General features: G+C 70.9%; 4 protein-coding genes and 1 pseudogene. 2 read left to right on the top strand and 3 right to left on the bottom strand.

Annotated elements, in window-relative coordinates; genetic code table 11:
* On the top strand, window positions 1-339 hold a 339-nt coding region (locus FF36_RS19100), incomplete at its 5' end, for an integrase core domain-containing protein (RefSeq protein WP_044886487.1).
* A gap of 360 nt (window positions 340-699) precedes the next feature.
* On the opposite strand, the gene FF36_RS19105 is transcribed toward FF36_RS19100, so the two are convergent.
* From FF36_RS19105 to FF36_RS35510, 3 genes and pseudogenes are all read right to left on the bottom strand, one after another.
* On the bottom strand, window positions 700-1,707 hold a 1,008-nt coding region (locus tag FF36_RS19105; RefSeq protein ID WP_242422627.1), incomplete at its 5' end, for an aldehyde dehydrogenase family protein.
* A 1-nt stretch (window position 1,708) separates the two neighbouring features.
* Window positions 1,709-2,169: pseudogene (locus tag FF36_RS38390) on the bottom strand (aldehyde dehydrogenase family protein); the annotation flags it as partial.
* Window positions 2,166-2,324 carry a hypothetical protein gene (locus tag FF36_RS35510; RefSeq protein ID WP_157867021.1) on the bottom strand — a complete coding sequence of 53 codons (159 nt, stop codon included), beginning with the start codon at window positions 2,322-2,324 and terminating at the stop codon, window positions 2,166-2,168. The gene FF36_RS35510 and the pseudogene FF36_RS38390, both read right to left, overlap by 4 nt.
* A gap of 1,211 nt (window positions 2,325-3,535) precedes the next feature.
* Between FF36_RS35510 and FF36_RS40055 the strand changes: the two genes are divergently transcribed.
* Window positions 3,536-12,961, top strand: a 9,426-nt coding sequence (locus tag FF36_RS40055; protein ID WP_082122045.1) for a DNRLRE domain-containing protein, incomplete at its 3' end; no start/stop codon positions are given.

Consider the following 12,961-nt stretch of genomic DNA (forward strand, 5'->3'; position numbering starts at 1 on the left):
CTCACACCGGACGTGATCTTCCACAGCGACCGCGGCGCGCAATACACGTCCGATGCCTATCATCGAACCCTGAGCAAGCACGGCGCGCGACCCTCCGTCGGCGCCACCGGAGTGTGCTGGGACAACGCCGCCGCCGAATCCTTCTTCGGCACACTCAAAAATGAACTCGTCTACCGAGAAATCTACCCCACCCGCCGCGCCGCCCGCAGTGCGATCGCCGAGTACATCGAAGTCTTCTACAACCGGCAGCGACTCCACTCCACCCTCGGCTACCACACTCCGGAACACGTCGAACATCTCTACCTGACGAGTCAGACATCAATACCGGAGGCGGCGTAAAGCTGATATAGTCCAACTATCGCGTGTCCGTGAAACGGGCAGCACCTCAGGATCTGGCAGATTAAGCGGTTCGAGAGTGGGGGCGGCAGGTGCGGGGGATGAGGGCGGCGATGTTCTCGGTGATGGCGGCGGTGGGCTCGGGCAGAACGTGGGTGTCGGTGGTGGATGGTGTTGGAGGTGTGGCCGAGGAGGGCTTGGACGGCTTTCAGGCCGCCGCCGGCCGCGAAGCGTAGGTGGCAGCGACGTGACGAAGGTCGTGCATGCGAACGGGGGACAGGCCCGCGTCTTCGACGAGGTCGGTGAAAATTCTTCGGAGGTGGTCGGGGTTGACCGCCGGCCGGTGACCCGTGCTCGCCAGCCCTAGCCCGACGCCATCGGCCACACCAGCGACTTGTGCTGCAGGAACTCGGACAGTCCCCACTTGCCCCATTCGCGGCCGATCCCGCTGGCCTTGTAGCCGCCGAAGGGTCCGTGTGGGCTGAGTCCGCCGGTGCCGCCGTTGAGGGACACCATGCCTGCGCGGATCCGGCCCCCGATGCGGTAGGCCCGCGCCGGATCACCTGACCAGACTCCGCCACCGAGTCCGAAGTCGCTGTCGTTCGCCAGCCGGACGGCCTCGTCGTCGTCTCGGAACGGGATGACGACGGTGACCGGCCCGAAGAACTCGCGCTGCGCGATCGTCATCGAGTTCTCGACCCCGACGAACACGGTCGGTTCGACGAAGAAGCCCTTCGTCAGGTGGGCTGGGCGGCCGCCGCCGTAGGCGAGCTGCGCTCCTTCGTCGAGGCCGGCGCGGATGAGCGTCTCCACCTTGTCCCGCTGCGCGGCGCTGATCAGCGGGCCCATGGTCACCGTCGGGTCGGCCGGGTCGCCGATCCTGACGTGGTCCATGGCCTCCTTCAGACCCGCGACGAGGTCGTCGTGGATCGATTCGTGCACGAGGGTCCGGGTCAGCATCGAACAGCCCTGACCGCAGTTCACCGTGAAGTTCATGACGACGTCGGGAATCACCTTGGTCAGGTCGGCGTCTTCGCAGACGATGTTCGCCGACTTGCCGCCCAGTTCGAGCACGACCTTCTTGAGTGTGTCCGCCGCCTGTTTCACGATCCTGCGGCCGACCGTGTCGGAGCCGGTGAAACTGACGATGTCCACCGCCGGGTGCGAGGTGAGCAGCTCACCGGCCGCCGGTGTGCCGGTGACGACGTTGAGCACTCCCGGTGGCAGACCCGCCTCCTCGGCGATCTCCGCGACCAGGAACGCCGACAGGGGGGTGTAGGGCGAGGGCATGAGCACGGTCGTGCACCCGGCGGCCAACGCCGGTGCGAGCTTGAACGCGGCCAGGAAGAACGGCGCGTTGTACGGCGTGATNATCGAAGCCACGCCGTAGGGCTCGCGGCGCACGACGCCCTGGCCTACGCCGAGCGGGGTCTCGTAGGGCAGCATCGGCTCGTCGAACTCGAACGAGAGCAGCACCCGCTCGGCCATGTCCTCGAAATGCTCGATCGGCACGTCGACGAAGACCGACTCGGAGAGCGTCCGAGCTCGACCCACCTCGGTGACGTCGAGGTCGACGAGCTCGGCCTGACGCCGCCGCATGACCTCGGCCATCCGCATCAGTACGCGGGACCGCTCGAACGGCTTCATTCTGGGCCACGGGCCGTCGTCGAACGCCTCGCGCGCGGCCATGATCGCCCGGGTGACGTCTCCCGCGGACGCCTGGGGCACCACCCCCACGACCTGTTCGGTCGCGGGGTTGATCGCCGTCAGGGTCTCGGTGGAGTCGCTGTCCACCCAGCGGCCGCCGACGTATAACTGCTCCCGGATGATCATGAAGAGACCGTGGCGGTAAGGGCGGGCTGCTGACCCGCCGCGCCCCCGTCGACGGTGAGCTGCGTTCCGGTGACGTCCTGGGACTCGGCCGACAACAGCCGGACGGCGTGCGATCCGACTCCTTCGGTATGGCAGACGACGACGCGTGTGGTCACTCGGCGCACCCTTCTGAGCCGCCGCCGCCCTCGGATCGGGGGCGGCGAAGTGTGTCGATCGTCACAGCATCCCGATTTATCGTCAAACCACCATTAACCGCACTGAACAAGTGTTCGCGCGTGCAGCAGCGCCGACGCCGAGGTGATCGCGCCCGTCCGGCCGCCGAACTGGCCGCGGGGTAGCGCCGCGGGTCCGAGCAGAGGACCGGCGAGGAAGAAGGTCGGTCGCGGAGACGACCGAGTACCAGTCGGAGGGCTGCGGTGCGCAGGCACGGCACGCCGAGGCGGGCAGCCCGGTCCAAAGAGCATGATCAGCGGTCGGGGGAACGGGGTTCGGATCGACTCCAGCAGTCATGATCATGGCTTCTGTCAGGCGTTTCTTTCCGGGCTTCCAGACTTGACGGAACCCTGGACGGTCCGGATCGCGGCCTGTGTGGGACCACATCCCGGCCTGTGTTGCAGCCAGGTAACACCCCACTGTGTGGTGCACGTCATATCCGTGGCGGAACGTGTCCTGTCTTGCTGGCGGATCTGAGCTATATGTCTGTTTAGCGAAGAACGCCGAGTGTCGGGGCGGCCGCCTCCGGGTCATGCCTCCGTATCCGGTCGAAGGTTGCTACGGAATGTGAAGACAACAGACCGACAACGAAGACATTTTCATTGCCTTCCGATTCGCCGGCCGTCATCTTTGGTGATCTGGCGCGGCCTCCGTTCCCCTCGGGGGCTGCGCCCGTACCGGTTCCTTGTTTCCTGCCCCAGTGGATGGAGCTGATGTGATGCAGGCATCTCCAGCCGTCTTTGCATTCCATCAGCGGCTGCGGCCCACAGCTGCTGGCGGGTTTCTTTTCAGTGCCTGCCGGCCAGTTCCGGCCATCGCCTGGGAGCAGGCCGCCTACCCTCTCGTGAGGTCGGGTGAAATGGCGCGGTCCGGGTTCTGGGCCGACCACCTCGGGCGGCGGGCGGGCCCCCGGCGCCCCGGCTGACAGCCCCTTTTCCCGCCACCCTCGACGCGCTGCCCGCCGTTCGCCCCCGGCGGTGGGCAGGTTATCGGCCCGCGCTGATCCCGGCCGCCGGCTTTCGCTGTTCTCTTCTCTCTCGCCGCCGCGCGCCTTCACACGCGGGTCACCTGCCGTCTTCCCTGATGCCCGGAGTACCGGTCGCGGTGGGTCGTCACGCAAGGTCTTCGCGTCCCACGGATCTTCGGAGCAGTCATGTCTGGCCGGCACCTCCCCGCCCCTGCGCCCACCCCCGGATTCCGTCCCCGTCGCCGGCGAACCTCTCGACTCCGCCGCGGCCTGATCGCCCTGGGGCTGGTCGTCGCCGTCGTGCTGACGGCCGTCACGGTCGTGAACCGGGTCCAGAGCCCGGACCTTCGCCCGATCGCGGACGTGAACCCCTTCCGCGACACGAAGCTGCCGGAGAGCTCGTCGGGCAGCGCCGCCGGCCGGGACGCGGCGGTCCCGACCAGCGCGACGCAGTCGGTGGCGGCGCCGGATCCCGCGAAGCTGCGAGAGATCGTCCCGCCGTTGGCCGGGACGGTGCCGACGACGCCGGCCGCGAGCCGGACGGTGAAACCGTTCGTCTCGCAGAAGCCGGCGGCCGGGGCGGGGACTCCCGTCGGTGGCAGCCCCAGGGCCGCGGGTGCGGCTGCGGGAGCCACCGGAGCCGCCGGAACAGCCGGAGCGGCCGCGGCGCCCGAGGCGGTGACCACCGCCCGATTCGGCGACTCCGCGACGACGGCCCCGGCGCGTGAGTCGGGCCGGGAACTGAAGCCGCAGGCGGGTCGGGTCGAGGTACCGAGCCTGCGCACCGAGTCCCGGGAGGTGTTCCACAACCCGGACGGGACGTTCACCGCCGAGACGACGATGGGTTCCGACCGCTTCAAGGACGCCAAGGGCACCTGGGTTGGCATTGACACCGCCCTGGTGTCGGGCGACCGGGGACGGCTGCACGCCCGGTCCGCCCGGGCGACGACCGAGGTCGCGCCGCGCGCCGACGACGCCCAGCTCGGGAAGCTCCAGCTCGACGCGGACACCTCGTTCGCGTTCGGGATCGCGCAGGCGCAGGGTGCGCAGGCCACGGTCGACGGGTCGAAGGCGACGTACGCCGGGGTGCGGGACGCGGCCGACCTCGAACTGGGGCCGACCGCCGACGGGCTCAAGGAGGTGCTGGTTCTCCACTCGGCGCAGGCCCCGACGACGTGGACGTACCCGCTGACGCTCACCGGCCTGACGGCGAAGGTCGACGGGCGGCGGGTGCTGCTTTCGGACAGCAGCGGTGAGGTGCGGGCGGTCATTCCGCCGGGGTCCATGGAGGACTCCCGCCGGACGTCTCCGCAGGGGTTCCGGGCATCGTCGGACGGGGTTGCCTACAGCCTCGTGACGCTGCCGGGCGGCCAGCAGGCGCTCCAGGTCGACCTGGACAAGGACTGGCTGGCGGCGAAGGACCGGGTCTATCCCGTCCGGGTGGACCCGAACGTGTCCACCCTGATCGCCGGGGCCGACGACACCTACGTCTCCTCAGCCCATCCCAGCACCAACTACGCCTCCGAACTCGTCATCAAGTCCGGCGTCGTGGGCTCCGACGTGGTGCGTGGCTACCTCAGCTTCCCGGGCCAGTCCTCGCTGACGAACGCGACGGTCACCAACGCCCACGTGAAAATGGTCAACCGGCTTTCCGCAAGCGGCTGCACGCCGCATCCGGTGAGCCTGCGCCGGGTCACCATCCCCTGGTACGGCGGCAACATGACGTGGCCCGGCGCCACGATCGGCGAGGAGGTCGCGCAGAAGTCCTTCGCGCACGATGACTCGCTGTCCGCCTGCGGCGCGTCCTGGGAGTTCATCGGGGACGGCGACCCGCGGCTGACGAACCTCGTGAACACCTGGACGCACGACGCGAACGCGAACTTCGGCCTCGCCGTGGTCACGTCGGACACGGACGGCCAGTGGTACAAGGAGTTCTTCTCCGACGACTGCTGGTGCAACCCGGCGACCCCGGACTCGGACTACCGGCCGCGCCTGGAACTGGCGTGGACCCCGTACGGGGTGACCTACTCCTATCCGTCGGGGAACCCGACCTGGACCACCCAGCCGACCACGACCACGCCGGGGCAGATCACCGTCCGGTTGCAGAACACCGGTCAGGCCCTGTGGCCCGCGAACAGCAACTACAAACTCTCGTACCACATCTACGACGCCGCGAACACCACCGAGGTGATTCACCAGGGTGTCCAGACCGACCTTCCCACGTCGGTCAGTTCGGGCCAGACGATCGACCTGCCCGCCGCCGTCAGCCTGGCCGGCCTTTCTCCCGGCACTTACACGATCCGCTGGGACATGGAGGAGGCCGGCACGTCCTGGTTCTCCGACCAGGGGATTCCCGAGTACGCGACGACGCTGATCCTGTCGAACCCGGCGAACCAGTCGCCGTACATCAGCGACGTGTCCCCGCTGTCCGGCTCGGAGGTCGCCAGCGTGCGGCCGCCACTGCGCCTGACCGCGGTCGACCCGGACAACGGCCCGAGCCCGCTGAGCTACTCGTTCCAGCTCTGCACCGGGACCGACGCGAACTCCGGCGCCTGCTGGACGTCCGGCTCGCAGGCGTCGAACACCTGGCTGCCCCCCGCCGGGGCGCTGAACTGGGACCAGATCTACTACTGGCGTGGTCAGGTGAGCGACGGCGCGAACCAGAGCCTGTGGACGTCGCCACTCGCGCTCAGCCCCGTCGTCGACCAGCCCCCGACCCAGTCGGACCTCGGGCGCGACGCCTACGTCCCCGCGGTCGGCGGGGTGCACCCGCTGACCCAGAACTACGCGTCGACCGTCACCGACGCCTCGCTGGACGGCACCGGGCCGGGGCAGAGCGTGGCCCGCACCTACAACAGCATGAGTACCGCGGACGGGCTGTTCGGGACCGGTTGGACCTCCGACTACGACATGACGGCCGTCCCGGATTCCGCCGGTCAGGGCAACGTCCAGATTCGTTATCCGGACGGGCGACTGGCCCGGTTCGGTCGCAACAGCGATGGCTCCTACCAGTCGCCGCGCGGTTATTACTCGTTCCTGCAGGCGCCGGCGCCGCGGGTGGCCTCCTTCACCGGGGCGAACTCCGCCACCTCCCTGGGAAACACCGATTCCGGCGAGAACTGGCAAGTCCTCGACGGCGTCTGGGGCCTGTCCGACAATGCCGCCTATCTGGCGACCGCCGGGGGCTGGTTCCGTAGCGTCGCGGTCATTCCGGCGCCGTCGGACGGCACGATCCGCTTCACCGCCCCCGTCCTGCAGGACCGGATCGGCATCGCCTTCCGGGTCCAGGACATCGACAACATGTGGTTGCTGTACATCAACCCGTCGTCGAACTCCGTGGTGGTGGCGAAACGGGTCGGTGGCTGGGAGACGACGGTGCTCACCGCGTCCGACGCCTGCTGCGCCACCACCGACACCTACGGCATCAGCATGTCCGGCGGCCTGCTGTCCATCCTGCGTAACGACCGGGTCGTCGCGACCACCAGCGACAGCCAGTTCTCGACCGCGACGTCAGCCGGTCTCTACGCCCAGGGCACCGGCTCCGGCCGGATCGACTCGCTGCTGATCACCGCGGACGCCCACCGCGACACCTTCACCAACCCGGACTCGACCACCGGGCTCGGCTCGACCGACGACGGCGAGCACTGGGTCAACCTCGCCGGCACCTGGGGTACCAGCGGCAACGCGGCCTACCTGGCCTCCGGCGCCACCGGGCACAACCTGGCCACCATCGGCGCCGCCGCCGACGGTTCGATCAGCTTCACGGAGCCCGTCGCGCAGCAGGGCACCGGGCTGGCCTTCCGGGTCGCCGACGCGAACAACTACTGGCGGCTCGTCGCGCTGCCGTCGGCGAACACCTGGCGGCTGATCAAGCGGGTGGACGGGGTGGATACCACCGTCGCCGACGCGGCCGGGCTGTGCTGCACCGCCACGGACACCCTCACGATCCTCACCAACGGTCCCTCGATCAGTGTGCTGCGCAACGGCACGCAGATCCTGTCCGCGAAGGACCCGGCCGTCTTCTACGGCAGCCGCGCCGGCCCGTACGCCGACGGGACCGGCGCCGGGCGCATCGACGACCTCACCGCCACCGCTGCGACCGTTCTGAGCGAGAAGAACGGCGCCCACTACTCCTTCCGTTCGGACGGCCGCCTCACCGGGATCACCGACGCGGCCGGCCGGGCACTCCAGCTCGGTTACGACGGCAACTCCCGGCTGACGTCGGTGACCAACGCGACGACGAGCCGGTCGCTGACCTTCACCTGGACCGGCGACGGCAACCACGTCGCCTCGGTCTCGACCGCCTCCGTCGCGGCCCATGGCGGACCGCTGACCTGGTCCTACGGCTACACCGGCAGCGGCCTGACCACGGTCACCGCCCCGCACACCTCGACGCCGACCACCTACTCCTACGCCGCGAACGGCAAGCTCGCGCAGATCACCCTGCCCCGCGGCAACATCGAGACGAAGATCGGCTACAACGCCGACGGGACGGTGGCCTGGCGGGAGGACGGCCTCGGCCACCGCACGACCTACGGCGTCCTGTCCACCAGCCCCACCACGATCGTGCGGATCACCGACCCGCGCGGTCATGACGAGGACTGGGAGTACTCGGCCCAGGGCCAGCTCATCTCGCACCGGGACGCCACCGGGGACCGCCGGTTCACCTACAACAACCGCGGCTTCCTGTCCCAGGTGACGGACGAGAACGGCAACGTCCTCATGCTGCAGACCGACGACCGCGGCAACGTCCGGGCCCGCACGACGGTCCGGCTCAACCTGAACGGCACCCTGTGGCCGAACACCGAGTACTACGACTACTTCCTCGGTGCCCCCGGCGACTCCCGCAACGACCTGGTCACCGCGGTCCGCGACGCGCGCTCGGCCGCGCCGACGGATGACACCTACAAGACCACCTACACCTACGACGCCGCCGGGGACCTGACCGGGACCCGAACCCCGGCCACCCCCGACTTCCCCGCGGGGCGGACGACGAGTGCGGCCTTCACGGTCGGCACGGAGACGGCCGTCGGCGGCGGTACCGAGCCGCGCGGCCTGCTCGCGTCGTCCACCGACGCCCGCGGGAAGACGACGACCTACGCCTACGACAGCAAGGGGGATCTGCGCCAGGGCACCGATCCGGCCGGGCTGGTCCGCGACTACACCTACGACGAACTGGGCCGTGAGCTCACCTCGAAGGAGACCTCGGACACCTTCCCGGCTGGGCTGACCACCACCTACACCTACGACAAGCTCTCCCACGTCCTCACCGCCACCGAGCCCGGCGTGGCCAACCCGATCACCGGTACGACGCACACCCGGGTGACGACCACCAGCTACGACCTCAACGGCAGCCCCACCCAGACGGCGGTCTCCGACTCCACCGGCGGGGACAGCACGCGCACCACCACCTACGCCTACGACGGCGACGACCGCCAGACCTCGATGACCGTCGGCGCCGGCACCCCGGCGGCGGCGACCACCGCGGTCACCTTCGACGCGAACGGGAACGTGGCGACGTCGACCGACCCGAACGGCGCCGTCACCTCCTACGCCTACACGGCGCACAATCTGCTCACGACGAGGACCCTCAAGGACTTCGTCGACGACCCTGTCGCCGACACCACCGCCCGCGACGTCGTGCTGGAATCCCGCGCCTACGACCCGGCGGACCGGCTGGCCACCGTCACCGACGCGCTGGGCCGCACGACGCGGCACACCTACTGGCTCGACGACCTGCCCCGCCAGGACATCCTGGTCGGCTACCGGCCACCGGACCTGGCCACCGGCACGCTGTCGAGCGCGAACGCCCGGGACATCGTCCTGGTCGACCGTTCCTACGACGGCGCGGGCAACCCGAACTCCCTGACCACGGGCGGTGGCCGGGCGACCGTCACCGGCACCTACGACGCCGCCGGCCGACTGACCCGCAGCACCGTCGACCCGGCCGGGCTCGCCCGCACCGTCGACTACACCTACGACGCGAACGACGACGTCACCTCGGCGGTGTCCGGCGCGGCCGGCACGTCCGCGACCGAGCGCACCGACTTCGGCTACGACAACGCCTCCCGGCTGACGTCGCAGACCCTGTTCGGCGACGGCACCACCACGTTCGTCACCACCTACCAGCGCGACCAGCGCGGATTCGTCACCGGCGGCGCGGACCCCCGCGGCTACGTGGCCGGCGGCGCCCCCGACGCGGCCTACGTCAGCAACGCCACGGTCAACGCCGCCGGCGCGATCACCCAGGTCAAGGCGCCGTCGGTGCCGGTGGAGGAGAACGGGGGAGCGCCCGCCGCGCAGCGTCCGGCCGCGGATCTCGGCTACGACACCTTCGGGGAGATCACCCAGCGGCGCGACCCGCGCGGGCAGGTCACCACCACCGCCTACGACGCCCTCGGCCGGCCCACCCAGGCCACCCATCCGTCCTACACGCCGCCCGGCGGATCGGCGATCACGCCGGTCGAGTCCTGGACCTACGACCACAACGGCAACCCCCTCACCCATGTCGACACCCGCGGGCAGACGACCACCACGGTCTACGACGCGCTGAACCGGCCGGTCGCCGTCACCGAGCCGCAGGCCACGGGCGCGGGCGCCGCCGGGGTCAGCCGGATCGTCTACGACGACGCCTCGAACCCGACGTCCCTCGTCGACGCGAACGGCGTGTGGACCTTCTACGCCTACGACGACCACGACCGGGTCTGGGCCACCACCCGCACCGAGCGCACCCCGGCCGCGACCTTCACCACCTACACCGACCACGACGACGCCGGTGACGTCACCAGGATCCTGACCCCGGCGAACATCCCCTCCGGCGCGATGTGGACCGGCAGCTACGACGCCACCGGGGCCCTCGTCGACGAGCACGACGAACTCGGCAAGCTCACCCACCACGCCTACGACCTCGCCGGCCGGCCGGCGACCGTCACCGACCCGCTCGGCCGCAGCATCCGGATCACCTACGACCGGGCCGGCCGGCCGACCACCGCCGCGCAGTTCTCCCCGACCAACACCCAGCTTCGAGCCGCTTCCACCGGCTACGACGCGGCCGGCAACCCGACCTCGGCCACCGACTTCGACGGCTGGACCACCACCCGCACCTACGACGCCCTCGACCGGGTCCGCACCCTCGTCGAACCTGTCACCGCCACCACGACGACCACCACCACCCTCGGCTACGACGCCGCCGGCAACGCGACCCGGCTGACCGACGGACGCGGCAACGTCACCGTCACCACCTACAACAGCCTCGGCCTACCCGAGAAGACGATCGAACCGTCCACCACCGCCTACCCGAACCTCGCCGACCGCACCTGGCAGACCTCCTACGACGCCGGCGGGCTGCCCGTCGGCCTGGTCGAGCCGGGCGGGGTCACCCGGACCCGGACCTTCGACGAGCTCGGTCGCCTCACCGCCGAGTCCGGCTCCGGCGGCGGCGCGGCGGCGGCCGCCCGGACGTTGCACTACGACCTGGTCGGCCAGCTCACCGGGATCGACCACCCCCGCGGCTCGCAGTCCTTCGGCTACGACGACCGTGGCCTGGTCACCAGCGCCTCGGGTGACGGTGGGGGCTCCTCCTTCGAGTACGACCAGAACGGCCGGATGACCCGGCGGGCCGACCCCGGCAGCTACTCGGACTTCCACTACAACGCCCGCGGCGACCTGACCTCCGTCGGCGCCGCCGCCACCGGCGGGACCCGCACCCTCAGCTACGACGACGCCCGCCAGCTCACCTCCGTCGCCTACGGCAGTGGCGGGGCCGTGCGCAGCTTCGGCTACGACGGCCTGGGCCGCACCACCGCCGACACGCTGACCGGCCCGGGCGGCACGCTGCGCTCGCAGACCTACACCTACGACAACAACGACAACCCGCTGACCACCGTGATCGGTCCGGCGGGCGTCGCCGGCGCCGGGACCCAGACCTACGGCTACGACCGCTCCGACCGGCTCACCGCCTGGACCGACCCGGCCAACGTCACCACCACCTACGGCTGGGATGCCGCGGGGAACCGCACCGCGGTCAACGCCGCCACCGCGTCGTTCGACGAACGGAACCGGCTGCTCTCCGACGGCTCGGCGACCTACGGCTACACCGCCCGCGGGACGCTGAGCACACGGGTCGCCGGGGCGACGACGACCACGACCGTGTTCGACGCGTTCGACCGGCTCGTCTCCGACACGGCCGGTGGCGCGACGACCACCTTCGCCTACGACGGGCTGGACCGGGCCGCCGTCCGCAACGGCACCTCGCGGCTCATCTACGACGGCCTCGACCGCGAGCCGAGCGTCGACGGCTCCGCCTACGCCCGCGACCCGGACGGCGACATCATCAGCGCCGGCACCGCCGCCGGGAACTGGGCGACCGCCACCGACATCCACGGCAGCGTCGTGGGCGCCTTCACCACCGACGGCGCCGGGCTCACCGACAACCGGGCCTACGACCCCTTCGGGACTCCGGTCGTGACCGGCTCGGCCAACCTGCGGATCGGCTACCAGGGCTCCTGGACCGACCCGACCAGCGGCAAGGTGGACGCGCAGGCCCGCTGGTACACCCCGGGGACCGGCAGCTTCATCTCCCGGGACAGCGCCGACCTCGCCCTCACCTCGGCGGTGTCCGCCAACCGGTACGTCTACGCCGGTGCCAACCCACTCGCCTACAACGACCTGACCGGCCGCAGCTTCTTCAGCAGCATCAAGAACACCACCGCGCTGGCGGCCTCCGCGATCGTCGGGGGGGCCGCGGCGGCCGGCGCCGTGGTGGCCGCCAGCGCGGTGCCGGCGGCCGAGCTTGCGGGCGCGGCTGGGCTCGAAGCCACCGGTGCCGTCCTGGACTCCACCGTGGTCGGCGTCGGGCTCGGCGCCGCGGCCGGTACGCTCGGCGTCATCGTCGCGGGCAAGGCCTGGGACGACCTCCACAGCGGCAGCGGTTCGGTGCCGGCCACGCAACCCGCGGCCGCCGCCAGGCCGACCACCGCCACCCAGTCGGCCACCACTGCCCAGGCCAACACCGCCACCCAGGCCAACACCGCGGTGCGGAGCGGCGCGTCGGCCGGCGCTCGGCCGGCGGCCGGAGGCGGGTACGCGGCGCCCGCGCGGGCGACCACGTCAGCCCCGCGGGCGGCCGCCCCCGCCGCGGCGCCGAAGGCGGCCCCGGTGCCGCTGATCCACGGGACGTTCTACAACGGCTACTCGGACGCGGTTCTGCCTCCCGCGGTCCGCTCGTCCGACCCGGCTCCGATCTCCTCCGGCGCTGTCCCGCTCACCGCCGGTGGCAACACCGTCGACCAGACCGCTGGCAGGCAGTACATCGTCCAGGCCTGCCAGGCGCCCGCGCGCTGCATCGGCGACGCCCGCCCCACCCCGACCGGCGCCGCTCTCCCCGCTGCCGCGGCCGGCGCAGCCGCCGCCGCGGCCACCGAGGACCCGTACGGCGGCCTGGGCGCCGCTCCGGCGCGGCGCATCTGCGCCGCCAGCGCCGGCACCCCACTCACCGACACCTGCGACCCGGGCGCCGCCCTCACCGGCGAGGTCGCCGGCTACACCGGCACCCCGATCTGCGGACCGGGCGACGACGACTGCGATCTCCCCGGCAGCCAGCCCGCCTCCTGC

Source organism: Frankia torreyi (genome assembly GCF_000948395.1).
In the GTDB taxonomy this organism is placed as follows: domain Bacteria; phylum Actinomycetota; class Actinomycetes; order Frankiales; family Frankiaceae; genus Frankia; species Frankia torreyi.